The organism is Devosia sp. BK, from assembly GCF_032907385.1.
In the GTDB taxonomy this organism is placed as follows: domain Bacteria; phylum Pseudomonadota; class Alphaproteobacteria; order Rhizobiales; family Devosiaceae; genus Devosia.
Genome location: NZ_JAIMBX010000002.1, coordinates 504,573 through 528,724, shown reverse-complemented (window position 1 = coordinate 528,724; position 24,152 = coordinate 504,573). Strand labels below are relative to the sequence as shown.

The window sequence follows — 24,152 nt, the reverse complement described above, 5'->3', positions numbered from 1 at the left end:
ATCGTCACGGCCCGGCAGCATCTGGCAAGGCTGCTAGTCGAGCAGCGAATGGTGGCAGTTGACGCCGGCGAGATTGCCCGCGGCCATGGCGAGGGGCACGGATTGGCGAGGGCTCGCGACATCCCCCGCGGCGTAGATGCCTGGCACGCTCGTTTGATACATCTCATCGACATGAATGATCTGACCAAGCGGCATCTCGTCCATGACGAGCCCAAGCTGGGCATGAAGGTTAGTCGACGGTTTTTGGCGCGGGCCGACGAACAAAGCGTCGAGACCGATCTCGGCGCCGCTTGCGACTTGCACTGCCGACAGGACGCCACCGGCTTCGATGATGCCAGTTACCTTGGGTTCGACCAGTTTGATATTTTTGTGCGCGAGCTTGGCTCGAAATTCCGGCTCGACTTCGTGGCCATCGGCAAAGACCGTCAGGTCTTCGGTCCAATCTTGCAGCATGGCGGTGACATGGGCCGAGAGCGGGCCGAAATAAAGCACGCCCAGGCGTCGATCCGCCACTTCGAAGCCATGGCAATAGGGGCAATGGAGCACCGTCTTGCCCCAGGCGCGAGCAAAACCAGGAATATCGGGCATGATATCGGTAATCCCGTGGCTCAGGATGATGCGGCGCGTTTCAATGCGGTCACCACTGAAAAGCGTGACGACGAAACGATCTTTTTCGCCTTCGATCAGGCTTGCGCCGTCGTTCCGGAAGGTGACGCTGCGATAGGGGAGAAACTGGGCGCGGGCCGCGGCGAGAATATCCTGTGGCGCCTTGCCATCATGGCCCAGGATCCCATGGGCGTGGTCGGCAAAGCGGTTGCGGGGCGTGGCGGTATCGAGCACGGTGACTTTCCGACGCGCTCTCCCGAGCTGCAGGGCTGCCGAGAGCCCGGCAAAGCTGCCGCCGATGATGACTACGTCCTGCATGACACTGCCTTTCCGTCGAATTAGGGAGGTCAGATAAATGTTATACCATAACGCTTGTCAAGCGTGGGTTGCCTCCGGGCGTCTTTTCCCTAGACTGCGGACAACCCTGCCCTGGAGGACAAGATGCGCTTCGCCCTGACCTGTTTCGTCACTGCAATGGCCAGCCTCACCCCTGCTTTGGCTTTTGATACGAGCGTCAGTGAGGTTCTTGACCGCATGAAGATCGGCAAAGCTCTGCCGATCTCAGAAGTGGCGACACTGATGAAAGAGTCGGAGCGGTGGTGCTACAATCAGGAGGGCGAAGGCTGCGCCTGGTCCGATATTTATCTCGATGTGACCGATACCAGCGCGACCTTCGAAATCGGCAATGCCTGGGACGACGAGGTCAATGTCCTCTTTACCGACCAAGGCACGTTTGAGGACAATCGCTTTATCTGCGAATCGACGATCGATTGGCTGCCGACCCTACGCGCTACGCGTCGCGATGATGGGATGCCGATCGGCGGCCGGGAGCTTTGGGCCATTCGCAGCCAGATGAGCGGCAATACCGGACCGACGGATTGTTTCGACTATGTCCTGAAGAGTTCGGACGAAGCGGCCGAAACCATCACGCTCTTGCAGCGCAAGTGGACCGATGGCGCCACCAATGAAGCTCAGGACGCCACTGTCACCATTCATTTCGATCCGGCCAGTGCTGCTGCGCTGACCTGGTATTTTTAAGCGCCCTGCGCAGCGAGCCATTCTGGATCGGGTGCGATCGGGGTAATCACGTCGAGCAGGATGCCGTTTGGATCGGCGGCAATTAAGTGGCGCTGACCGAAGACTTCGTCGCGCAGTGGCTGCACGATTGGCACGCCGGCGGTTTCAAAGTGTGCCGCAAGCTTGGCAGCGTCTTCGACCTCAAAGCTGAGGATGAGCCCGGAGGTCGGCCTACGGCCCGCTTCTGGGATGCTGTCATGATGGTAGTCGATGATCGCCAGTTCGTGCGCCGAATTTGGCGCACGCAACTGGACATACCAGTCGCTTTCGAAAACCATCGTGAACTCAAACGTATCGCGGTAAAAATTGGCGGTGCTGCTTACGTTGCTGACCTGAAGCAGCGGATAAAGCGCTGAGAACATCGGTCTCTCTTTGCATTTGTGGGCAATTTGCATACATTGAGTATGTAAATAACAAACATGATGTATGTATGCAAGAGCGAAGAACTCAGGAGGCGCGGCGGCAGGCAACGCGGAAGGCGCTTTTGGACGCCGCGCGACGTCATTTCGCTGAGCGTGGTTATGCCGGAACCAATACGCCCGAGGTGGTTGCCGAGGCCGGAGTGACGCGCGGGGCGCTTTATCATCACTTCGCCGATAAGAAGGCGTTGTTTGTCGCAGTGGTCGAAGCGGAACATGCGAGCCTCGCGGAAGCGATAAACGCGGCCACTGATGGCGATGAGCCAGGTCCGGTGAAAGCCTTGATCGAAGGGGGTGACGCTTATCTGACGGCGATGGAAGATGAGGGGCGTCGTCGCATCCTGCTCATCGACGCCCCAGCCGTTCTGGAGCGAGATGTGCTTGAAGCCATCAATGCGCGCTATGGCCTCAAGACTTTGGTTGATGGCGTCGACGCCGCCGTTAGAGCTGGCGCCATTCGCGATTTGCCGGTCGAGGCTCTGGCACAACTGCTCGATGCACTTTTTGACCGGGCAGCCTTGGCGCCGCCCGACCAACTTTCAAACTATCGCAAGGCCATCAAGGCGCTGATTAGGGGTCTAAAGACCTGATTCCAGTTTTTTGACCCGCGCTTCCACGGCCTGCACGGCTGCGATCAGCGGGGATATGAAGCTCGAATAGCGGAGGGCCTGTTGGCTGTCTGCGTCTTCGGGATCAACGAGGACATGGCCGCCAAAATGCTGCACCCCGAGCGCTTGCGCCGTCGCCAGCACCTGCTGTGCGAGTAGCCCGTAATGGACCACCTCGTCCTTTCCGTCGCGCCAGCGGTATCGCACTGGCTCAAGCGCGAGGATGAAATCGAGTCCGAGATCGCTGGGCATAATATCCGTTTTGAGCCGAGCGTCCGACGTCTGGATCGTGCCGGTTGCCGACCAGATGGCGCTCCAGCGTGCGCCGCTGGCGCCAAGGGTCTGTGCATTGTCGGTGGCCGGTTTTACCGCACCCGCAAATGTCGTGCTGCCATCGGTGGCCAGGGTCAGCGCGTTGGTCCAAGTGCTGCCATCGGCGCTGACCTTGATGCGCCAGGCATTGTCGCCCATAAGGCCCATTTCGGCGCGGCCCGACCAGTTGCTTTGGAAAAGCACGCTCGCGGTCTGGCCTGTCGAGGCTTTGTTGATCTTGAGCTGATGCCCGGCGCCTTCATGGGTGAAAAGACTGGCCGGGGCGGCAACGCTCAAGCGATTGGTGGGATCGGCGCTGCTATTGATGCCGAGCTGCAGAAGGCCGGAACCTGTCGAGGCCAGAGCAATCCAGGCCGTGCCCGAAAACACGAGGAGGCTGTTGCTGGCCTTGTCGAAGACCTGCCAGCCGGTCGACGGATCATAAAAGGTCCAGGCACCGGCCTGGAAGGCTGCGATCTCGCTCGTGTGACCAGCCCAAGCGCCTGTCGCACCGGTCGGCACGATGAAGGCCTCGCCATCGAGCGGCGTAGTCGGCGGGCTGCCGAGCGTTGCTGACTCGACGCTTGCCTGCACGAGCAGGTCGAGCCGCAGCAGCGCTTCGTTGTGTGTGATGTGTTTCATGGCCTGCCCGCCGATGATTTGCGGCAGGCCGAGGCGCGGGGTGTCGTCCATGATGATGCTCCGAAATTGGCTGAAGCCATCATGGAGCGGGCGCACAGCGCGGGGATAAGCGGCATAGATCGGGGCACCAACACTCTTCCCTTTGCCTGCCGAGGCTTTATGAGAGGGGAAAATACGAGAGCCTGAGCCCGCATGAGCGCACCCATCCATATCGTCCTTGCCTTTGACGACAATTTTTGGGCCCCGGCCTATACGGTCATGCGCTCGATCTGCATTTCGACGCATCGGCGGAAGGATCTGGTCTTTCACCTGCTCCACTTGCCGCTCAGCGACGAGCACCGGCACGATCTCGAAGGCATTACGCGCGAGTATGGCGCTACGCTGAGCTGGCATCCGCTCGACAAATCCGAACTCTTCGATTTCTTCGTCGCCGAACTACCGGCCAGCAAGCGCTGGCCAAAGGTCGTCTATGCACGGCTTTTGCTTGCGGACTTGCTGCCTTCGGACCTCGATCGCGTCATTTATCTCGATTGCGATATGATGGTCCGCGCGCCGATCGAGCAGCTTTACGAGATGGATTTGGGCGGCCAGCCGCTCGGCGCAGTGCAGGATTCGCTGCACCCCTTTATCGCGGGCCGCCGCGATATGCGCCAGAATATCGGCATTTTCGACACCGCCGATCCCTACTTCAATTCCGGCATGCTGCTGATCGACCTTGCCCAATGGCGTGAAATCAACCTCAAGGCCGAAGTTGCCGTGCTCGCTGCCAAGGGCTGGATGAGCCGCCTTTATTACGACCAGGACGTGCTCAATCTCGTCTTTCGCAATCGCTGGCAGAAGCTGCCCTGGCGCTGGAACACCATCGACGCCCACATGGCTCATGAGGGGCTCGATCCGGCGATCCTCCATTACACGCGCACCGCAAAGCCTTGGGGGCTGCTCTCGGGCATTCTCCATAGCTCGGCCTATGCGCGCTGGTATCGGCACGTCATGACCAACGCGCTGTTTTACAGTTTCCTGCGCCACCGCTGGAAACGCTGGTGGCTCAAGAAACTGGGGCTCAGGAAATAGGCTTTGCCGGGTCGATCCCCTCGGCGGCGCAGAGGGCAGCGAGCGCGCTGCCTGCTTCGGGCAAGGGCAGGTCAGTGCGGCCACGGGCGGTGAGTTGGCTGCGCCAGAGGTGGATGGCGAGCGTGTCAGGCTTGATGGCCGTTTCGACTGAAGAGCCGGTCTGCATCAGGGCGGGTATGCCTTCATATGGCACGGGATAAAAGCTCGACGAGGGCAGGACGCGGGCGGTCAGACCGTTTTTGGCGACGAAGTGGGTGAGGGCCATCGGGCCGGTCGCGCCATATTGCATGTGTTCCGGTGTTACCCGGTCGCCAACCAGCCGGCGAATGGCGACTTCGACGCGCCGGAGCGGGGGCAGATGCGGCTCGAAAAGCGGGCGCTTTTCGGTTTCGAAGATGGTGAGAAGATCGGCCAAAAGCGGCGCGTCGGGGGGCATGTAGAGCACCGCGCCATTGACCGAGCCGGGCCGTTCCCAAGCCATCAGGTAATCCGGCGGTCCTTCGATCGGCTTGACGCAATAGATGTCGAGATCGGCATAGACGCCTAACCCCGCGCGCAGGGCGGCATAGCGGAAATGGTCGGAAAAGACACCAGGCGTGCCGCGTCCTTTGTAGAAGACCAGCTTTTCCTCTGGCAGAACGTCGCGGGCGTCGCGCCATTCGGCGGCGGCGGGCAGGCCGGGAATGGGCGCGTAGGAATAAACGAGGACGCGATGGCCGTTGCGGGTGAAGGAAGCGATGGAGAGCGCTTCGAGCCAGCTCATTGGGCCGTGCCAGAAACTGACAATGGTAGGCAGGGTCATGGAAGCGGTCCTAAATGGACAAAAAGAAAGACCTGAGGCGCAGTGCGCTTCAGGTCTCGCTCCCTAGCATTTGCGGCGGCAGGCCTCAATTGGCCGAGGCGCGGCGGCGGTACTCGCTGGCGATATAGAGTGCGACGAGCGCGAAAACTGCTCCGATCAAAACCTGGAGCCAATCGGTCTTTCCGAGGAGATCGACGGCAAAGGCGTTGAGATCGAAGCGTTCGCCGGTGGCCAACCAGACGTCTGGATAGCCGTTTTCACTCAGGGGGAAGGTTGAGCGATAGCTGAGGTAGTTCCATGTCCGCGTAGTGAAGGGATGGAGGCCACCAAGCGTCACCCATTCGAGCGTTGCGACAAGGCTTGGAAGGAGGAGCGAAACCGGAATGGCCCAGCGCCCCAAAGCCGTCGCCAGTGCGCCGACCAGCCCGATATAGGGCAGATACCAAAGAAGCCCGACGATGAGCGCGAGGAGGATCGCGCCGGCCACCTGCAGGTAGATCGAGGCGACGCTGCCGAGCATGGCAAAGCTTGCCGTGCCGTTGATCGACATGGTGGTAAAAGCCACGGCGAAAAATAGAAGCCCGCTCAGGAGCGCAATGGCATAGACCGTGCCCGGCAGGATGGTCAGCGCTGCGGCAAGCTTTGACAGCAGCATGCGGAAATCGCTGACCGGCATCGACTTCCAGAACAGCATGGAATTGTTGCGCTTGTCGGCGGCAAAACCATCCGCGCAATAAAAGAACAGCACCGCCAGAAGATAGAGCATCCAGGCGACGCCAAAGGCGAGGAAGCCGAATTCATAAAAGCGCAGCGGCGCGACGGTGAAAATGGCGCCCGAAAAACGGACATCGATCCGCCCGACGGTGAAGGCCAGAATGGTCGCGCCGAAAAGGACGGCAACGAGGATCAGCGGGCCGATGAGAAAGGCGCCGCGATGTTCGATGAACTCGCGACGGATGAGCGCAGCAAAAGCCATCATCGCGCAGTCTCCGGATTGGCGGTCGGGCGCTGCATTAGCGCGACGAAGAGATCGGACAATGTGGGCGTGGACACTTTGCCGAGCGGCTCCAGTTGGTCACGCGGGACCCCATCGAAAATGAAGACTGTCTGGCCGAAGCGGGTTTCCTCATAGACCGGAGCGAGCGCACGCGCAGCGGCCTGCGTTTCCGGTTCATTGGCGACGAGTTGGGCAAATTTCTCGTTCACCGTTTCCATCTGCATATGGAGGATCAGGTCGCCATCGCGAATGAACATGATGTCGGAGAGCATGAACTCGATCTCGTCCACCTGATGGGTGGTGATGATCAGGGTCCGCTCCTCGGTCATATAGTCTTCGAGAAGGCGACGGTAGAAGCGCTTGCGATAGGTGATGTCGAGCCCGAGCGTCGGCTCGTCGAGGACGAGAAGCTTGGCATCGATCGCCATGACGACGGCGAGATGGAGCTGCGCCATCATTCCCTTGGAGAGTGTCTTGATCTTCATTTCCGGCTTGATGTCGGTGCCGGTTAGAAAATCGCGCGCCTTGTCGGTCGAAAAATTGGGGTGAATGTTGGAGAGGAGCGCAAACAGTTCGCGGACGCGGAGAAAGCGCGGCAGGCTCGCGACGTCGGATATAAAAGCGACGTTTTCCATCAATTTGGCGCGGCGGGCGAAGGGGTCTTCGCCGAGCACGCGAATGGTGCCCTCATAGCTCGTGAGGCCCAGCATGGCATTGAGCGTCGTCGTCTTGCCCGCGCCATTATGGCCCACAAGGCCATAGATGCGGCCGGCGGGAATGTCGAAATCGAGCCCGTGCAGGATTTCCTTGCCGCCGAATTTCTTCTTGAGGCCGCGAGCGGTAACGACCGGCTCGGCGAGAACGGGTGTGTCGGTCATGACTGGGACTCCTTGGCGGTATCGGCAAAAAGCGTCTTGGGGTCGAGATCGAGCGCCTTGATCTGGGCGACGATGCGCGGCCAATCCTCGGCCAGGAATTTCTGGCGCTCATGGGCGAGCAGCGTTTCGCGTGCGCCTTGCGTTGCAAACATTCCAAGACCCCTTCGTTTTTCGACCACGCCGATATCGACCAAAGCTTCGAAGGCCTTGGTGACCGTCAGCGGATTGACCGAAAGCTCTGCAGAGATCTGGCGCACCGAAGGCAGGGGATCGCCCGCCTTCACCGCGCCGCGCAGGATCATCTCGATCAGCCGCTGCCGGATCTGCACGAAGATCGGCTGGCTTGTGTGAAAATCATCCATGTGTCGCGCCTATGTAGTGTGCTATATTTGTAGCACACTAATTCACTACGTCAACCCTGATTGCTGCACGCTGGAAAACGCTCCATAGTCGGCATGGCAAACCGCGGGGAGGCGATTGTGGCCAAGTTCATTTATGCGCTGAATGTGTCGCTCGATGGCTATGTCGACCATGACAAGTTCATGCCCGACCCCAAGCTTTTCCAGCACTTCATCAAGGATGTCTCGCAGATGACGGCCACCATTTATGGCCGCCGGATGTATGAGATCATGCGCTATTGGGACGATGAACAGCCGGACTGGGACCAAGCCGAGCGCGACTATGCCGCGGTGTGGCGGCGTGGGGCAAAATATGTGGTTTCGACCACGCTCGATGCGGTGGGACCCAATGCGACGCTGATCCGTTCCGATTTTGAATCGAGGATCCGGGCGCTCAAGGAAGAGCTGTCCGGCAATGTCGAGGTCTCGGGGCCAAAGTTTGCGGCCTCGTTGAGCGCGTGGGGGCTGATCGACGAGTATCGGCTTTATGTGCATCCGGTGGTTCTGGGCGAAGGCGCGCCATACTTTGCCGGCGTCCGGCCTTCTCTCAAACTCGTGGCGCATGAGCGCATCGGCGATGTTGCCATTCGTCTGAGCTACGTGCCGGCCTAACCGACGAGGACCGGTGTCGCGCAGCGGACGCCATAGACCCGCACATCGGCCTCGCCGATCCCAAGGCCGAGCGTCGTCAGCACGCTGTTGAGGATCGCATCGAGCGGCGGTCCCAGCGGGGCGACGACGGTTTTGAGCGCTGTGTTGATAACGCTGGGCAAGCTCAGGCCTAGGCCCAGGATCGAAATATCGAAGTTGAGGCTGGAGACGAGGCCTTGTGCGAGGGAGGTCACAGGGGTCGTTACCTTGGCCATCTTGAGGCGCGCCACGCCGATATCGGCGGAACTGAAGGCTAGCGGCACTGGCGAAGTCTGCGCGATGCTGAGATGGCCAGAGGCCGAGACCTGCAACAGCGTTGCATCGAGAATCCGGACCGGTGCCAGCGGCAGCGGCGTGCCGAAATCGCGCATCTCGGCATTGCTCGGCTTCCCCACCGCTAAGATGGCGACACCAGGCAGGACCGCGATCTCGGCCGTGCCATTGGGTTCGGCGCGATTGGGGCAGGTGGCGCTGACTACCTTGGCCTCGGAGGATGCGAGATCCAGCCAGAGAGGCAGGCGGATCAGCGCGTTCTGGAGGGTCAGATTGCCTGCGATTTGTGCGTCGATGCGCAGCCGGACTTGCGCCGTGCGCACCACAGTGCCTGCCGGACCAATGCCGAACCAGCCACCTCCCCCTGCCGGTTCGCCCACGGCAAGATCGAGCGAGAGCGCCGCGACGCCCGGAATGCTGCCCCCGAGGCCCAGCCAGACCTGCCTTTGCCCATCGGCGAGAGCCGCCGCAGCCGACAGGATCTCGAGCGCCGAGATTTGCGCCCCCAGGCCTTTGCCGCCGCCATTGACGCTCATCCGTCCATAGCGCCCGAGAGTAAGCAGTTTTTTGAGCGGCACAGGACTGCCAGCGCTGGCGCGCGAGAGGGTTTCGAGCGCAAGCCGCGCCGGTCCGGAAACACCTTTGGCCAAAGCGCCGACCAGCGTTCCCGCGCGGACCTCATGCGTGAGCAGCGCATCATAGGTCCCCGCGGTTATCCCGAGCGATCCAGCTAACCCATCCAAAAAACCGATGGTTTCGACCCGAGCGTCTGCCAGCGCTGTATAATCGGCGAGGCTGAAATTGACCGTGGTGCCGAGCAGCGTGCCCAGCACCGCATTGGCCAGCCCGCCATTGAAGCTTGCCAGTCGCGAGCCGATGGAAAACGACACTTCCGGCACCACCATCGCCGTGCCGGTCGCCGCGATTTCGGGTGGGTTCATCAGGTTGGCGCCGAAATAAAGCGTCCCTGTCTGTCGATACGACACCCGCACGGCATTCACCGGCCCCCTGCCCCGGACGAATCGCATCTCAGGAGATTTCGCGGGATCGGCGCCATAGTGCCCGATTTCCACCACGGGATCGGCTACAAAGCCGGCATCGCGGAGGACGGTGCGCGCGAGACTTTCGGCATTGTCAGGATCAGCAGTCGCCGTGATTGCCGCCAGATCGACGGCGGCCTGCACCATGCGGGTTTCACGAAAGAGCGCGGCGGAATCAACGGAGATGGCGCCCACCACTCCGGCCAGCGACAGGGCGGCAGCAAAGAGAATACTCATATTGCCGCGCTGATCGCGCCAGAAAGTCACAGCCCGCCCTGCCGGATTGTTGCGCCCTGAACCAGAAACCGACTGGGGAGCGGCAGGGGCGGATAGAGGTTCCAGATCGGGAGTTCGACGGCGTCGTAGCTGATGGTAACGCGATATTGCGTGCCGTCGCGCGGATCGGTGCCGATCGCATAAGAGAGATGGGCGGCATCGATCAGCATATAGGCGCCGCCATTTTTCTCGAGATAATCGCGCACGAGTTTGTCGCGCTCTACGGTATCGAGGCCGGCAATCGAGATGCGGGCGGCATCGGCTGCCAATTGCTGCAGGGAATGGGAGGCGCCGAAATAGAGCCCATAGGCCAGCATGCCGGCGAGCATCAGCAGATAAAGCGGCGCCAGAAGTGCGAATTCGACTGCGGCGCCGCCGCGTGTATCGCGCCGCAGGTTTTGGGCGAGGCGCGCCATGATCCTCTCCATGCCGTCCATGGTCGGTCCATGCTGAGCCGCGCACCTGTTCGCGCAGTAAAAGTCTGGCTCAGGTCTCGCCCTGATCCTGATAGGGCAATTGCGTGCCGTGGCGTGGGTGGACTATAGAAAAGCTGATAGTCAGGAGCAGCTTTTGGCCGCGCGCAATTTTCTCTTTGCCCTCGATAGCGACGATGTCGCGCTGACGCGCCTTCTCGAAACGGCAGCGCGCGTTACTGGCTTCATGAAGGGCGTGCCCGGCGGGCCGCTGCCGGGCTGGCATGTGCCGGGCGGCGACAACGAAAACCTGCTGCGCGCGCTTTATGCGGAGTTGGAAGCGACCTACCCAAAGGCCGGCCAGCCCTTTTATGCCGTGCGCCTCTGGACGAACTTGATCTGGCAACCGGCTTTCCTCGCCGTCATCGCCGTTCATGTCCACGGCGCCCTGCCCCGGCTTGCGGCCATGAGCCAGGAGCGCCGGGGTATCGACATCAACGGATTTCGTCTCACGCCCGGACCGCATCGCAAGGACACGACAGACGCCATGATCGCCGTGGCGGGCAAGGATTTGCGCGGCATGGCCGATGGGATCCTGGCCGAAATCAACCAGGTGACCAAGCTCAAGCGCGTGCCGGCTCTGCGGTTGCTGGCCGATCGTATGTTGGGACTGATGGTGCGGCTGCGGGACTATGTGCCCGGAATTTCAATTTCCGAGCAGCGCCGGCTTTGCGATCTCTGGCTAGCCGCCCTTGGCATTACCGGCCAGGGCGATCTCGAAACGCTTGATCTCGCCGATGGCCGCAAGGCGCTGATCATCGCGCGAAAAGGCTGTTGCCTCGATTATCTCGCGATGCCCGGCACCTATTGTGCCACCTGTCCGAAACAAGATGAGGACGTGCGCCTCGCTCGCCAGCGCAGTGACGCGCTGGCGGAATTGGATGCGTAGAGCGTTTTCAGGAAAAGTGGCGGCCGGTTTTCCGGTTCGAAAACGCGACAGACAAAATTAATCAAAGACCTCGTCGGGATAGACGCCCCAGATTTCTTCCTGGCGCACATAGCCTGAGAAATTGGCGCGCTCGCCCGGCTGGCCGGCAGTCACGGTGCACCACTCGCCATCGCATTCGGAAATATTGACGCGCACGCCGGGCGAAAGCCGAGCGCGGAGGCCCGCATCGGTCGAGCGCGAGGCATACATGTCCACTTCGCCATTGGCCACGAGCGGGGTCGCGTAACCGGCGCGCGAACCGACGAGGAGGCTCTGGTGCACCCAGCCTTCGGTGCCGTCCATGTCACGGATTTTGCGCCAGGTATCGAATTCCTGGATGATTTCGACGGGCACGCCGGAAACGGTATAGTTCCAGGCAATGTCGTATTTGGTGCCGGGGCCGACGCGCACATTGATGGGGTTGGATCGTGTCGTGACGAAGCGCGGGAGTTTGAGCCCCGAAACCGATTCGGCCTGACCATAGGCCACAGGCGCGTGGACGAAAACGCTCGCCAGGATCAGCGGCAAAACGGCGAAAAAGCGAAGAAAATGGGTACGGGCACGGCCCGATCTGGCGTGCGAAATGAACATGACTTTGCAGACGGATTGGAATTGCCCTATCAGTACGCCATGATCCTTAATGGTCCATAAAGGATAGGCTACGGCCTTGATGGGGACCGGCTCGCAAGGGTGCGCATGACATCGAGCAAACCGAAGATCCTTCTCACGCGTCGCCTGCCGCAGGTTATCGAAGCGCGCATGGCAACGCTCTTCGAAACCGATGTCAACGAGACCGATCAGACCCTGACTTCTGACGATATCTTGATCGGGCTCGAGGGCAAGGATGTCCTCGTGTCCACCATCACCGATCGTGTCGATGCCGATCTGATTTCTCGCCTGCCCCAAAGCGTGCGGCTGATTGCCCAATTCGGCAATGGGGTCGACAATATCGACCTTGAAGCGGCCTGGGCTTCCGGGCTGACCGTTACCAATACGCCGAGCGTTCTGACTGAAGACACGGCCGATATGGCCATGGCGCTGATGCTGGCTTTGCCGCGGCGCCTCGTCGAAGGCGCCAATCTCCTCCTTCATGATCGCCGCTGGGCCGGCTGGTCGCCCACCTCGATGTTGGGTAATCGGCTCCGCGGCAAATCGCTCGGGATCGTCGGCATGGGCCGCATCGGCACCGCTGTCGCACAACGCGCCCGCGCTTTTGGGCTCAGTATCCACTATTTCTCGCGCAATCGGCGACCGTCCGGCGTCGAGGAGCCGTTGGGCGCGACCTATTGGCCCGAACTCGACGCCATGCTCGAGGCCGTCGATATCGTCTCGCTTCATACGCCGCTGACGCGCGACACGGCCAATATCATGTCGGCTGAGCGCCTGCGGCGGCTCAAGCCGGGCGCTTATCTGCTCAATGTCAGCCGCCCCGAACTTGTCGATGAAACGGCACTCGTCGTCGGTATCGAAGCGGGGCACCTGGCCGGCGCTGCGCTCGACGTCTTCGACAATCGCAATGGCATCAATCCGCGCCTTCTTGCTCTTGCCGAGACCAATCGCGTCGTGCTCACAGGCCATATGGCTTCCGCCACGCTCGAAGCGCGGGTCGAAATGGGCGAAACCGTCATCGTCAATATTCGCACTTTTATGGACGGTCACCAGCCGCCGCATCGCCTCTTGCCGGATCGGCCAGTGGCGAGGGCAAGAGGCTGACCGCTCCGGTCGCCTTAAGTGTTGCAGCTTCGCCCCAGCGACGGCACCATCCGCAACACCACCCCTCGTTCAACTTGCGTCGCGAAAACAACCTTTCTAATCGTCACTGCACCTGACGGCCTTGGGGGCTTGGCCGCCATGGCTCCCTGTCTTTGGGCGAAGGAGTGCCCCGTGACGCAGATCAGAATTTTGAGCCTTGCCCTTTTTGCGCTCGCTGGAGCGATGACGCCCGCTATCGCCCAAGTGCGGACGCCGGCGCCTCTGGTTGAGGATGGCGGCAGGCTCGTGCTGGACGCCATGGGACACAAACTCGATCTGCCGCTGCCCGATTGGCTCGAAACGCCCGACAATGCCATCGGCCGGGTGGAAACAACTTTCGTTGCTGACGATGGACAGGCGCTGCTTGAAATCTATCCCAAGGGCGAAAGCGAAGCCCTTTGGACGACGCTTTATGGCGCGCGCCTCAGTCGCGACGACAACGAGCGCACCCTCGCAGACTATCGCGCAGCGCTTATGGTGCTGCACGCCAATAGCTGCAAGCCGGAACTGACAGGCTTCTTCCAGCTCGGGCCGGACAAGGACGACAATGATCTCGCCCCGCTTGGCTTCGTTTGCGGCGGTTACCTCGATCGCTACCGCACCTTTGCCGGCCTTGGCGAGGTGATGGTCGCGAGCTTCAATCGCACGGAAACGGGTGTTGCCATCATCTATCAAGAATGGCGCGGCAAGGCGTTCAACCCGGGCGATCCCAAGACCTGGCCTGTGGCAACCGATGTCGTTCAATCCCGCGCCAATGAGCTCAAGGCGCAGGTGGCGCTCAGCAAGGCGGATTGACGGAAAGCGCTCAAGGGCCTAAGCCGCTTGCCCATGAAAAAAGAGAATAAGCCCCTCGGCCCGAGCCAGCGCATGCTGCGTGTGGGCGAACTGGTCCGTCATGCGCTGGCGGATATTTTTGCGCGCGGTGAAATCGAGGACGAGGCGCTGGTCGGCTCGGTCGTCACCGTGCCCGAAGTGCGCATGACGCCCGATCTCAAGATCGCCAATGCCTATGTCATGCCACTCGGCGGCGTCCACGCCGAAGAGATCGTCGCGGCGCTCAATCGGCACCAGAAATTCATCCGTGGCCGCATCGCGCCGCGCATCAATATGAAATATGCCCCCGATGTTCGCTTCTATGTCGACGAGACATTCGAAGAAGCCGACCGCATCGATGCACTTCTCCGCTCCGATCGCGTCCGCCGCGATCTCGATGATGAAGAAGACGGGCAAGACTGACCGTGACCGAACAGAAGAAATCGAAAAAGCGCCCCATCTCCGGCTGGGTGGTGCTCAACAAGCCATATGATTTTACCTCCACGCAGGCCGTGGGCAAGGTGCGCTGGCTGTTTTCGGCGATGAAGGCGGGCCATGCCGGCACGCTCGATCCGCTCGCGACCGGCATCCTGCCGATCGCGCTCGGCGAGGCGACCAAGGCCGTGCCGCAGGTGCAGGACGGCACGAAAGTCTATCGGTTTTCGATCCTCTGGGGCAGCGCCACCACGACCGACGACCGCGAAGGAGAGGTGGTCGCGACATCGGATGTCCGCCCAGAACGCGCCGCGCTCGAAGCGCTGCTGCCCAATTTTATCGGCACGATCATGCAGCGCCCCCCGATCTATTCGGCGCTCAAGATCGATGGCGAGCGCGCCTATGACCTCGCCCGCGCTGGCGAAACCGTCGAACTGGCGCCGCGCCCCATCGAGATCGATGCGCTCGAACTGATTTCGCATGGCCCGGAAGAATCCGTGCTCGAAGTCACCTGCGGCAAGGGCACCTATGTCCGCGCCATTGCCCGCGATCTCGCCGAAGCGCTCGGCACGCGTGGCCATGTCGGCAGCCTTCACCGCGCCGCCGTTGGCCCTTTTTCCGACGAAGACGCAGTCACTATCGAAGAGTTAGAGGCCCTTGAAGCGGGCGACGCCCGAGATGCTCTGCTTGCGCCCGTTTCTGCCGGGCTGGCCGACCTGCCTGAAATCCGGCTCGATGCCGGCCAAGCCGGTGCCGTGGGCAATGGCAATGCCATTTTGCTGACCGGTGCCGCGGCGCCGGCTCAGCTCGACGAATGCTGGGTTAGTTTCAAGGGCAAGGTTTTGGCCACGGGGTCGGTTGAACTCGGCCAGTTCAAGCCGCGGCGGGTTTTTAATTAGGGATTGGTGCGTGGGGCTTCACCCCCTCCCAGCCTCCCCCATCAAGGGGGAGGTGTCGCATCGAGTTGGGGGCACGATCAGTTCTTGGCTACCGTCCCTTCACCTCCCCCTTGGGGGAGGCAGGGAGGGGGTGACCCCGTCTCGCCTCAAACCAGCGCGTCGACTTCTTTCGCCAGTGGGATTGCTGGCTGCGCGCCCGGATTGAGGCACGCGAGGCTGCCCGCCACCGCAGCCCGCCGCATCGCCTGTTCAAGACCCAACCCGGCATCGAGGCTTGCGGCGAGATAGCCGCAGAACGTGTCGCCGGCCCCAACTGTGTCGACTGGGGTCACCTTATGGGCTGGCACGGCAAATTTGCCCTCGGGCGAGGCCGCCCGCGCGCCATCCGGGCCGAGCGTGACGACGACGGTGCGACCGGTCTTTTTCACCCAATCGTCCATCGCCGCCTCAAGCTCTTCGATCGGCCGGCCCGAGAGCAGCGCAAACTCGGTTTCGTTGGCGACGACGATATCGGCCAGGGCTGCGAGGTCGGGCGTGTCGCTGAGGAACGGAGCCGTGTTGATCACGGACCGCGCGCCCTTTTCTCGCGCGATTTCGAGCGCCTTGCGTGTGCCCTCCTGCGGGATTTCCTGCTGCACGAGGATCGTGTCCTTCGCCGTCAAACCGCTAAGCGTTGCTTCCGCCTGGGTCGCGCTTACGGTGGCATTGGCGCCTGGGAGGACCGCGATGACGTTTTCGCCTTCGGCATCGACGAAGATCATGGCGATCCCGGTCACGGCTTCGGCCTTCTGAACTTGGGTGAGGTCGACGCCGCCCTTATCAAGCAGATCGAGCGCGAGATCGGCAAAGGCATCATTCCCCACGGCCGACACGTGCCGCACTTCGGCGCCGGCCCGTCGCGCCGCTAGCGCCTGATTGGCGCCCTTTCCGCCTGGAGCCATGGAAAAGGTGCCGCCGGCAACGGTTTCGCCCGGCTTGGGAAGCCGCGATACGGTGCCGACCTGATCGAGATTGGTTGAGCCGAAAACGACGATCACTTGAGGACCTTTTCCATAGTGTTCCAATTGCGCGCGGTGTCGAGCACCGTCTTGCCGAGCTTGGCCCGGAGCGGCTTCAACACCTCATCCATGCTTTCCGTATAACGGCCATTGGGCTGGCGATAGGCGGCTATGTAAATTTCCGTGGGATCGATGCGCATGACGTCGACTTCCCCCGGCCGGCCCTCAAGCTCCAACCCATCGGGCAAGGTACGATCGAACAGCAGCACATGCCGCGCCACATCGGCCTCGGGGTCGAGGGTTTTAAAGGGATGCTGCTCCAGCATCGCGGCGATCTCTTCTTCGCCCCGCAAGACGACGCCCACGGGAAAGCCAAACTGTTTCTCGATCACCGATTCGAGGAGGACCTTGGTCTTTTCCGGCGTATCGCGGCGCGCAAAGCGTACATTGCCGCTTGCGAGGATGGTTTTCACCGCCTCAAAACCCGCCGCTTCCATGCAGGTCTTGAGGTCGGCCATCTTCATATGCCGTTTGCCGACATTGATGCCGCGCAGAAAAGCGATATCGTTTGGCATTGGGTATCCTCCGGGCGCGAACTTAGCTCCGGCTCAGCCCTGCGGATAGATGGTTTCGCCCTTGGCCAGCATCTCGACGAAAGCGGCGATTTTCTTTTTCCGCCCTGCCTCGGTTTTGAGGCTGTTGACGCGAAAGATCAGGGCAAAGCGGTTCTGCGCCGAAAGTTTTTCATAGAGCGCCTGTGCCGCGGGCTCAGCTGCGATGGCGGCGAGGAGATCGGCCGGCGCATCCATCGTGGTCTTGTAAGCCGCGTCCCAGCGGCCGTCGGCCCTGGCGGCCTCGACATGGCGAAGACCATGGTCCGTCATCAGGCCTTTTTCGGTAAGGCGCGCGACATTATCGCGATTGATCTGGCTCCAGACCGATTTCGGGCGGCGCGGACAATAGCGCTGCACGAAGCTGATCTCGTCCCAGCTTTTCTTGATCGCGTCGATCCAGCCCCAGCAGAGCACGGCATCGATGGCTTCGACCGGCGTAATGGTCTGGCGGCCGCTGCTCTTTTTGAAAATGCGGATCCAGGCTTCGTCGGCGGTCTTGTGATTGGCGGAAAGCCAATCGTAAAACGCCTGGAAATCGGCGAATTCGTGCACGGCCTCTTCGCGAACCACGACCGGTGCCATGGCTCAGCCCTCGGTCTCGGGCGTTGGTTTGGGCTCTACCGGCAGGAAAGCCAGAAGCTTGGCATCGAGCTTTTCGCTTTCGGGTACAGTGAGCCCAAAATCCTCGGCTAGGACTGCCCGAATTTCTGCCAGCGTCGTCAGGTCACGCTTTTCCGCATCGCCGTCGCTGGGCTGGATGGTCAGGCGATCATTGTGCAATTTGAGCCGCCGGCCGCTTGGCGCCAGCGCCACGCGCAATTCCTGGGTGAACGGGGAATTGGGATTGCTCGAGAGATCGCGATTGAGGTCCCAGAGGTCCACCTCATCGACTTTCTCGGTCGTGAAGACATAGACCCCGCGCCACTCTTCGCCGATCTTGACCTCAAGCGTCCATTCGGGCGCACCGCCGGTCAGCCTGAACGTTTCGTGCGGACTTGATTGTTCGGTATCGGCGCGCAGCCGCAGTGGCGTCGTTAGCGTCAGGCCACCAAAGCCGACATCGGCGAGATAGTTCTGGCCCTTGATATCGACCAGAAGCGCCATGTGGCTTGGCGGCGCCGAGATGGCATCGGGATTGGTCCAGATCACCCGCGCCAAGAGCGGCCGCACCTCATAGTCGAGATCGGCCAGCATGCGCATGAAGAGGAAATTTTGCTCGAAGCAAAACCCACCGCGCCGCTTCTCGCCCAGCATCTTGCGCTCGAGGCTCTGCTGATCGAGCAAAACCTGCTCGCCCATCAGGGGGCTCAGGTTTTCGAATGGGATGGCGGCCGGATGGAGGGCATGCAGCAGTTCAAGGGTCTGAACGGTCGGGGCGATAGAACCGGCAAAACCGATTCGCTCGAAATAGGCGTTGAGATTGACCTTTTCGGGCATCGACTACCTTCGTCGCTATTGGCTGGGGCTAGTATATGGGCAATGGGGGTGGGTTTGTCACGGGGGCGGCGAGCACAGCCGGCATCGGCCATGAAACGCCATTACCCATTACCGCGACATTCCCGCGAAAGCGGGAATCCAATCTCCTACGCCAAAGGGGGATTCCCGCTTCGCGGGAATGACGCCATGAAAGGCAACCCCTCGGGCGAAACCGCTCAGCTCGGCGCCTTGCGCACCCGGATCACTACGTCGACATGGGACACTTCCATGCCCTTGGGCGGCTGGGGCAGCGCCTTGAACTCGACGGAGGAGGCCGGAATATCGATCATCCGCTGCTCGTCTTCGACGAAGAAGTGGTGATGGTCCGATGTGTCGGTATCGAAATAGGAGCGCGCAGCATCGATCGCCACTTCGCGCAGCAAGCCCGCTTCGTGGAACTGGTGCAGCGTGTTGTAGATGGTCGCGAGCGATACGTTCACATTGGACATATTCGCTTCGGAATGGAGCTGCTCGGCGCTGACATGGCGATGCGGGCCACCGAACAGCAGTTCGGCCAGGGCAACGCGCTGCCGGGTGGGCCTGAGGCCGGCCATGCGCAACACCGCCGTCAGGCAGGGCGTGCGGGACGGGGACCGGTCGGCAAGGTCACTCTCGGACATTGGGCAGTGTTACTCGTCGTTATGTAGAGACATAAAGCTTTGACTTCTTATAGGGGCGTGGTGGGGCCGAAACAAGTCGTTGGCCCATAAGACACTTGGGGTCATTCCTTGGGCTGTCTTGACCCCCCCTCTGCGCCCCTATACGAGACAAGGCTTGAGTTCTGTGGGGAAGGGCATATGGCGGACCGGCAACACGCATTTGGTTATGAAGAGCTGCTGGCGCATGGCCGGGGTGAATTGCCCGGTCAAATGGACGCCCGGCTGCCCGCGCCTCCGATGCTGATGTTCAACCGCATCACCCATATCGACGAGACCGGCGGTGCCTTTAACAAGGGTTCTGTGACCGCCGAGCTCGACGTCAATCCCGATCTCTGGTTCTTCAAGTGCCATTTCATCGGTGACCCCGTCATGCCCGGCTGCCTAGGCCTTGATGCCGTCTGGCAGATGACTGGCTTTTTCCTTGGCTGGATCGGCCAGCCCGGCCGCGGCCGCGCCCTTGGCGGGGAAATCAAGTTCACCGGCCAGGTGACGAACGACGTCAAGCTCGTGGAATATGGCATCGACATCAAGCGCGTCATGCGTTCGCGTCTCACCCTTGGCATTGCCGATGGCTGGGTGAAAGCTGACGGCAAATTGATCTACGAAGCCAAGGACTTGCGCGTTGGTCTCTTTACCGACACCCAGCTCCAAGAGCAGAAGACCGCGTAACCGGCCTTAATGCAGACGCGAGCAGACCTATATATATGCGAGGCGCCAGCCCCGGCGACCCGCATGAAGACTGAAACGAGGACGAGATGAGACGAGTAGTGGTAACCGGCATGGGTATCATCTCTTCGATCGGCAACTCGCTCGACGAAGTGACGACGAGCCTGCGCACGGCCAAGCCGGGCATTGTCTTTGCCGAAGACTATGCCGAGCTGGGTTTTCGGTCGCAGGTCAAGGGCGACCCGCGCCTCGATCCGTTTGAAATTCTCGATCGCCGCGTAACCCGCTTCATGGGCAAGGGCGCGGCCTGGAATTACCTCGCCATGCAGCAGGCCATCGCCGATGCAGGGCTCGAGGCATCCGACATTTCCAATCCGATGACCGGTATCGTCATGGGTTCGGGCGGCGCGTCCACGCGTACCATCGTCGAAGCCGCCGATGTCACGCGCGAGAAAAAATCGCCCAAGCGCATCGGGCCGCTTGCCGTGCCCAAGGCCATGGGCTCGACGGCTTCGGCAACGCTCGCGACCGCCTTTGCCATCAAGGGCGTCAATTATACGATCACCGCGGCCTGCGCGACCTCCAAGCATTGCATCGGTAATGCCATGGAACAGATCATGCTCGGCAAGCAGGACATCGTCTTTGCCGGCGGCCATGAAGATCTCGATTGGACGCTTTCCGATCTCTTCGACGCCATGGGCGCGATGAGCTCCAATTATAACGACACGCCCGAAAAAGCCTCACGCTGCTATGATGCGGCGCGCGATGGTTTCGTGATTTCGGGCGGTGCTGGAGTGCTGGTGCTCGAAGAACTCGAACATGCCAAGGCGCGCGGCGCAAAGATCTGGGCCGAACTCGTCGGCTATGGCGCGACGTCCGATGGCCTCGACATGGTTGCCCCCTCTGGCGAAGGCGCGGAGCGCTGCATGCGCATGGCACTGAAAAACATCACGGCGCCGATCGACTATATCAATCCGCACGCGACCTCGACTCCAGTCGGCGATCTCAAGGAAATCGAAGCCCTCCGCGCCGTCTTCGGCAACGAGGACAAGTGCCCGCCGATCTCGGCCACCAAGTCGCTGACTGGCCATAGCCAGGGCGCCACGGGCGTTCATGAATCGATCTATTCGATCCTGATGATGAAGAACCGCTTCATCGCCGAAAGTGCCAATATTGAGGTTTTGGACCCAGCCTTTGCCGACATGCCCATCCTTCGCCAGCGCCGCGATGACGTGGACCTCGGCTATGTGCTGTCTAACTCCTTCGGGTTTGGCGGCACCAATGCCGCATTGGTGTTCAAGCATCCCGACGCCTGAAATTTTTGACGATATCGAAACGAAAAAATCCCCGCGAAAGCGGGGATTTTTGTTTGGCGATCGTCGCTATGTGCTCACACCAACCGGCTGTCACCCCGGCGCAGGCAGTGATGGACATAATCGCCGCCACCCATCACGCGCCAAAAACAAAAACGGGGCCTTCCGGCCCCGCTTCGTTACGTCACGATAAAGATGATGATGATCAGCCAGATCGGTACGCCGAGAAGCCAAAGTGCGAGACCTTTGAACATGGTGTTGTCCTTTCTTGTCTGATCAGAAGCGACGGAAGATGTCGGTGAAAACGGTGTTTTCGTCGCGGTGGTTGCCGCCCTTCTGAGCCGCCCAATAGGCGCCGATAGCGGCGACAAGGGTGGTGGCTGCGAGGAGGAAGGCAGCGATGATGGCCGTGTTGCGAGCAATTCGGGCCGCTTCCGCTGCACGCTGCTTGGCAGCATCGATTTCGACGATCACGCGATCGACCCGAGCCCGAGCTTCCTCGGCAGTGAGACCGGTATTGGCCGCAACGACGTTGGATAGGTAGGTCAGATCTTCTTCAGGCACGGTACCGTCACCAAGCGCAGCCTGGGCAAAGATACGGCCTGCTTCAGCGCGGCTAGCCTCGGTATTGCCATTGGCGGCCGGCTGTTCGGTGCGGAACAGCATATCGGTGAAGTAGGCATTGGGATCGAGTGCATCCGCCGTGCCCTCAGCAACGTTCGACGCGGCATTGGTTGCGGTCGAAATCACCGAGCCGGCGGTCGAGGCCGCAGCGCCGATACCACCGATGGCGATCATCACGCCGAGAACGGTGGCGCCAGCCCAAACGATGAGGCCATGGGCACCATCGCGCACATCACTTTCATCCTCGGTCGCGTCGAAATGACGGCGGCGAAGACGGCCGGCGAGATAACCGCCAGCCATGAGGCTCGATACCTGCACCCAGAGGAACCAGCTTGCCGCAGCGATGCCGATCAGGATGCCTGGGGCACCTTCACGCGAGTTGAAATCGAGGAAATTGAGGCCAATGGCGGAGCCGAAGCTGATCAGCACCACGGAAATGGCAGATGCGAACACAATGCCGGCAATGATCGCCGACCAGTCCACATAGCTCGCGCTTTCGCGCGTCGATGACGTATCCACAACGGCAACTGGTGCCGGATCAACCATGCTCATACCGGCCCCCTTATGCGAGGCCGATGAAGGACAGGATTGCCATAACGATGACCACGAGGCCAACGAGATAGATGATGGAATTCATGAGAGAGCCCTCCGTATAGTGTTACTGATCACACAACAGAGAGCAGCCTGAATCGTTCCGGGCGGATTTAGCCAGTGTATTGCCGGATATAGGCAATCACCGGCGCGAGCTGCTGTGGGTTGGTGTAGAGGAACCAAGCGCCCGCCGCGAGCGCCAGGACGATAGCGATCCCAACCACTTTCTTGACCACCGAAAAGACCAGCCAGATGACGACGATGGCGCCAATGCCGAAGCCCATCAGCGTCATGGGATCATTGGGCATGCATCTCTCCTCTGGCTTTTGGGCCTTGTGCCGGTCATCGATGGCAATTTCAAGAATGGCGTACGTATCGGCTGAACCGGTACGTCCGATCTTCTGACGGCAGATTTACGGCTGGGACGTCAGGTTGCTTGTCTGATCAGGCGGCAACAGCCTGCTTCAAACGGCCGACGAGCGAATTGGTGCTGGTGCCGATGATTTCGACGTCGTGGATGGCGCCGATGAGGTCGGTGGAGCCATCAAGATGAACCGCCTGAAGATAAGGAGAGCGGCCGCCGATCTGGCCGGCCTGGCGTCCAACGCGCTCAATCAGGACGGGCAGGGTTTTGCCGACGCAGGAGGCGTGGAAGTCGGCGGTCTGCTGATTGACCAGTTCTTGTAAGCGCGCGAGCCGTTCGACCTTGACCGCTTCTTCGACCTGTTCGGTCAGGTTCGCGCCAGGCGTGCCTGGGCGGGTGGAGTATTTGAAGGAATAGGCCGATGCATAGCCGGTGTCGCGGATGATTTTGAGCGTATCTTCAAAGTCGGCGTCGGTTTCGCCGGGGAAGCCGACGATGAAATCGCCGGAAAGAGCCATGTCGGGACGGGCAGTCTTGATGCGGTCGATCAGCGCCAGATATTCGGCTGATGTGTGCTTGCGGTTCATGGCCTTGAGGATCCGGTCCGATCCCGACTGCACTGGCAGGTGAAGATAGGGCATGAGGAAGGGCAGATCGCGATGGGCTGCGATCAGCGCATCGTCCATGTCGCGCGGATGGCTGGTTGTGTAGCGCAGGCGCTGCAGACCCGGAATTTCAGCAAGGAGATAGGCAAGTTCGCCGAGACCCACCGCGCGACCCGAACCGTCCTCGCCATGATAGGCATTCACGTTCTGGCCGAGGAGAGTGATTTCCTTGACCCCGGCATCGGCGAGGCGGCGGGCTTCTTCGAGCACCTGGGCGACGGGGCGGCTGACTTCAGCGCCACGCGTATAAGGCACGACGCAGAAAGAGCAGAACTTGTCGCAGCCTTCCTGGACCGTGAGGAAAGCGGTCAAGCCGCGACCGATAGTGACGTCTTTCTTGGCCGCGGGAAGATGGGCAAACTTATCCTCTTCGGGAAAGTCTGTGTCTACGACGGAACGGCGCAGCGCCGGATGCAGATGGCGGTTGGCTTCAGCCTTGGCCAGCATATCCGGCAGGCGATGATAGGCCTGGGGCCCAAAAACCATATCGACCATGGGCGCGCGACGCGCGATTTCTTCGCCTTCGGCCTGCGCGACGCAACCGGCCACGCCGATCATCATATCGCCACCGGTGGCCCGCCTTTCGGTCTGTAGCTCGCGCAAGCGCCCAAGCTCGGAAAAGACCTTCTCGCTGGCCTTTTCCCGAATATGGCAGGTGTTGAGCAAAACCAGATCTGCATCGCCAATATCTTGCGTCGGCATATAGCCGTGCGGGGCAAGCGCATCGGCCATCCGGTCGCTGTCATAGACATTCATCTGACAGCCATAGGTTTTTATGAAGAGTTTCTTAGGCGCAATATGGTTCATGAGCGGTTGTTTAGCAGATGACAGG

At 60.8% G+C, this 24,152-nt stretch carries 29 protein-coding genes; 11 read left to right on the top strand and 18 right to left on the bottom strand.

Annotated elements, in window-relative coordinates:
- Positions 1-33: 33 nt before the first annotated feature.
- Positions 34-924 carry an NAD(P)/FAD-dependent oxidoreductase gene (locus DevBK_RS14555; protein ID WP_062628744.1) on the bottom strand — a complete coding sequence of 297 codons (891 nt, stop codon included), beginning with the start codon at positions 922-924 and terminating at the stop codon, positions 34-36.
- 123 nt (positions 925-1,047) lie between these two features.
- Between DevBK_RS14555 and DevBK_RS14550 the strand changes: the two genes are divergently transcribed.
- Entirely contained in the window at positions 1,048-1,644 is a 597-nt protein-coding gene (locus DevBK_RS14550; RefSeq protein WP_062628743.1) for a hypothetical protein, read from the top strand.
- Here DevBK_RS14550 and DevBK_RS14545 read toward each other — a convergent pair.
- Entirely contained in the window at positions 1,641-2,045 is a 405-nt protein-coding gene (locus DevBK_RS14545; protein WP_317185957.1) for a VOC family protein, read from the bottom strand. The two genes, DevBK_RS14550 and DevBK_RS14545, sit on opposite strands and share 4 nt — an antisense overlap.
- Before the next feature lie 68 nt (positions 2,046-2,113).
- Between DevBK_RS14545 and DevBK_RS14540 the strand changes: the two genes are divergently transcribed.
- Positions 2,114-2,692, top strand: coding sequence for a TetR/AcrR family transcriptional regulator (locus DevBK_RS14540; RefSeq protein WP_317185956.1), 579 nt, complete (start codon positions 2,114-2,116; stop codon positions 2,690-2,692).
- Here DevBK_RS14540 and DevBK_RS14535 read toward each other — a convergent pair.
- Positions 2,681-3,715, bottom strand: coding sequence for a DUF2793 domain-containing protein (locus tag DevBK_RS14535; RefSeq protein ID WP_317185955.1), 1,035 nt, complete (start codon positions 3,713-3,715; stop codon positions 2,681-2,683). The two genes, DevBK_RS14540 and DevBK_RS14535, sit on opposite strands and share 12 nt — an antisense overlap.
- A 141-nt stretch (positions 3,716-3,856) precedes the next feature.
- Between DevBK_RS14535 and DevBK_RS14530 the strand changes: the two genes are divergently transcribed.
- Entirely contained in the window at positions 3,857-4,735 is an 879-nt protein-coding gene (locus DevBK_RS14530) for a glycosyltransferase family 8 protein (RefSeq protein ID WP_317185954.1), read from the top strand.
- Here the strand turns inward: DevBK_RS14530 and DevBK_RS14525 are convergent.
- From DevBK_RS14525 to DevBK_RS14510, 4 genes are all read right to left on the bottom strand, one after another.
- Positions 4,725-5,537: a hypothetical protein gene (locus tag DevBK_RS14525; RefSeq protein WP_317185953.1), complete on the bottom strand. Its 813-nt coding sequence runs from the start codon at positions 5,535-5,537 to the stop codon at positions 4,725-4,727. The genes DevBK_RS14530 and DevBK_RS14525 overlap by 11 nt on opposite strands.
- Positions 5,538-5,622: 85 nt before the next feature.
- Positions 5,623-6,516: a hypothetical protein gene (locus DevBK_RS14520; RefSeq protein ID WP_156351715.1), complete on the bottom strand. Its 894-nt coding sequence runs from the start codon at positions 6,514-6,516 to the stop codon at positions 5,623-5,625.
- Entirely contained in the window at positions 6,513-7,412 is a 900-nt protein-coding gene (locus tag DevBK_RS14515) for an ABC transporter ATP-binding protein (RefSeq protein ID WP_062628735.1), read from the bottom strand. Before DevBK_RS14515 ends, DevBK_RS14520 begins: the two co-directional genes overlap by 4 nt.
- The gene (locus DevBK_RS14510; protein ID WP_062628734.1) at positions 7,409-7,774 is read right to left on the bottom strand and encodes a GntR family transcriptional regulator; all 366 of its coding nucleotides are present in this window, start codon (positions 7,772-7,774) and stop codon (positions 7,409-7,411) included. Before DevBK_RS14510 ends, DevBK_RS14515 begins: the two co-directional genes overlap by 4 nt.
- A 117-nt stretch (positions 7,775-7,891) precedes the next feature.
- Here DevBK_RS14510 and DevBK_RS14505 point away from each other — a divergent pair, with 117 nt between their 5' ends.
- Positions 7,892-8,422, top strand: coding sequence for a dihydrofolate reductase family protein (locus tag DevBK_RS14505; protein ID WP_062628962.1), 531 nt, complete (start codon positions 7,892-7,894; stop codon positions 8,420-8,422).
- Here DevBK_RS14505 and DevBK_RS14500 read toward each other — a convergent pair.
- On the bottom strand, positions 8,419-10,011 hold the full coding sequence (locus tag DevBK_RS14500; protein ID WP_317185952.1) for a TadG family pilus assembly protein: 1,593 nt from the start codon (positions 10,009-10,011) through the stop codon (positions 8,419-8,421). The two genes, DevBK_RS14505 and DevBK_RS14500, sit on opposite strands and share 4 nt — an antisense overlap.
- A 26-nt stretch (positions 10,012-10,037) precedes the next feature.
- Positions 10,038-10,466, bottom strand: coding sequence for a TadE/TadG family type IV pilus assembly protein (locus DevBK_RS14495; RefSeq protein WP_317185951.1), 429 nt, complete (start codon positions 10,464-10,466; stop codon positions 10,038-10,040).
- Between the two features lie 154 nt (positions 10,467-10,620).
- Between DevBK_RS14495 and DevBK_RS14490 the strand changes: the two genes are divergently transcribed.
- Complete coding sequence (locus tag DevBK_RS14490) at positions 10,621-11,412, top strand: siderophore ferric iron reductase (RefSeq protein ID WP_317185950.1); 792 nt, start codon at positions 10,621-10,623, stop codon at positions 11,410-11,412.
- Positions 11,413-11,469: 57 nt separating this feature from the next.
- Here DevBK_RS14490 and DevBK_RS14485 read toward each other — a convergent pair whose 3' ends face one another.
- Positions 11,470-12,042, bottom strand: a complete 573-nt coding sequence (locus DevBK_RS14485; RefSeq protein ID WP_061908636.1) for an SH3 domain-containing protein — start codon at positions 12,040-12,042, stop codon at positions 11,470-11,472.
- A gap of 105 nt (positions 12,043-12,147) precedes the next feature.
- Here DevBK_RS14485 and DevBK_RS14480 point away from each other — a divergent pair, with 105 nt between their 5' ends.
- The 4 genes from DevBK_RS14480 (at position 12,148) to truB (ending at position 15,350) form a co-directional block, all read left to right on the top strand.
- Positions 12,148-13,164 carry a D-glycerate dehydrogenase gene (locus tag DevBK_RS14480; protein WP_317185949.1) on the top strand — a complete coding sequence of 339 codons (1,017 nt, stop codon included), beginning with the start codon at positions 12,148-12,150 and terminating at the stop codon, positions 13,162-13,164.
- 171 nt (positions 13,165-13,335) lie between these two features.
- The gene (locus DevBK_RS14475) at positions 13,336-13,998 is read left to right on the top strand and encodes a hypothetical protein (protein ID WP_317185948.1); all 663 of its coding nucleotides are present in this window, start codon (positions 13,336-13,338) and stop codon (positions 13,996-13,998) included.
- 33 nt (positions 13,999-14,031) lie between these two features.
- Positions 14,032-14,439 (top strand): 30S ribosome-binding factor RbfA, encoded by a 408-nt coding sequence (gene rbfA / locus DevBK_RS14470; protein ID WP_317185947.1) that lies wholly within the window; start codon positions 14,032-14,034, stop codon positions 14,437-14,439.
- Positions 14,440-14,441: 2 nt separating this feature from the next.
- On the top strand, positions 14,442-15,350 hold the full coding sequence (gene truB / locus DevBK_RS14465) for a tRNA pseudouridine(55) synthase TruB (protein ID WP_317185946.1): 909 nt from the start codon (positions 14,442-14,444) through the stop codon (positions 15,348-15,350).
- A gap of 146 nt (positions 15,351-15,496) precedes the next feature.
- Here the strand turns inward: truB and DevBK_RS14460 are convergent, their stop codons facing one another.
- The 5 genes from DevBK_RS14460 to irrA form a co-directional block, all read right to left on the bottom strand.
- Positions 15,497-16,387, bottom strand: coding sequence for a ribokinase (locus tag DevBK_RS14460; protein ID WP_317185945.1), 891 nt, complete (start codon positions 16,385-16,387; stop codon positions 15,497-15,499).
- On the bottom strand, positions 16,384-16,923 hold the full coding sequence (locus tag DevBK_RS14455) for a DUF1697 domain-containing protein (protein ID WP_317185944.1): 540 nt from the start codon (positions 16,921-16,923) through the stop codon (positions 16,384-16,386). The genes DevBK_RS14460 and DevBK_RS14455 overlap by 4 nt, the downstream gene beginning before the upstream one ends.
- A gap of 33 nt (positions 16,924-16,956) precedes the next feature.
- Positions 16,957-17,544 (bottom strand): YdeI/OmpD-associated family protein, encoded by a 588-nt coding sequence (locus DevBK_RS14450; RefSeq protein WP_317185943.1) that lies wholly within the window; start codon positions 17,542-17,544, stop codon positions 16,957-16,959.
- Between the two features lie 3 nt (positions 17,545-17,547).
- Positions 17,548-18,399, bottom strand: coding sequence for an arylamine N-acetyltransferase (locus DevBK_RS14445; protein WP_317185942.1), 852 nt, complete (start codon positions 18,397-18,399; stop codon positions 17,548-17,550).
- Between the two features lie 215 nt (positions 18,400-18,614).
- Positions 18,615-19,058, bottom strand: a complete 444-nt coding sequence (gene irrA, locus DevBK_RS14440; RefSeq protein ID WP_061908627.1) for an iron response transcriptional regulator IrrA — start codon at positions 19,056-19,058, stop codon at positions 18,615-18,617.
- Between the two features lie 177 nt (positions 19,059-19,235).
- Between irrA and fabA the strand changes: the two genes are divergently transcribed.
- Both fabA and fabB read left to right on the top strand, forming a co-directional pair.
- Positions 19,236-19,766 carry a 3-hydroxyacyl-[acyl-carrier-protein] dehydratase FabA gene (gene fabA / locus DevBK_RS14435; protein WP_061908626.1) on the top strand — a complete coding sequence of 177 codons (531 nt, stop codon included), beginning with the start codon at positions 19,236-19,238 and terminating at the stop codon, positions 19,764-19,766.
- 86 nt (positions 19,767-19,852) lie between these two features.
- Entirely contained in the window at positions 19,853-21,079 is a 1,227-nt protein-coding gene (fabB, locus tag DevBK_RS14430) for a beta-ketoacyl-ACP synthase I (protein ID WP_317185941.1), read from the top strand.
- A gap of 273 nt (positions 21,080-21,352) precedes the next feature.
- On the opposite strand, the gene DevBK_RS14425 is transcribed toward fabB, so the two are convergent.
- The 3 genes from DevBK_RS14425 to miaB form a co-directional block, all read right to left on the bottom strand.
- On the bottom strand, positions 21,353-22,252 hold the full coding sequence (locus tag DevBK_RS14425; RefSeq protein WP_062628722.1) for a hypothetical protein: 900 nt from the start codon (positions 22,250-22,252) through the stop codon (positions 21,353-21,355).
- 152 nt (positions 22,253-22,404) lie between these two features.
- A complete protein-coding gene (locus DevBK_RS14420; protein ID WP_061908623.1) occupies positions 22,405-22,599 on the bottom strand; it encodes a hypothetical protein in 195 nt (64 codons plus the stop codon).
- A 136-nt stretch (positions 22,600-22,735) separates the two neighbouring features.
- Entirely contained in the window at positions 22,736-24,127 is a 1,392-nt protein-coding gene (miaB, locus tag DevBK_RS14415; RefSeq protein WP_317185940.1) for a tRNA (N6-isopentenyl adenosine(37)-C2)-methylthiotransferase MiaB, read from the bottom strand.
- Between the last annotated feature and the right edge of the window lie 25 nt (positions 24,128-24,152).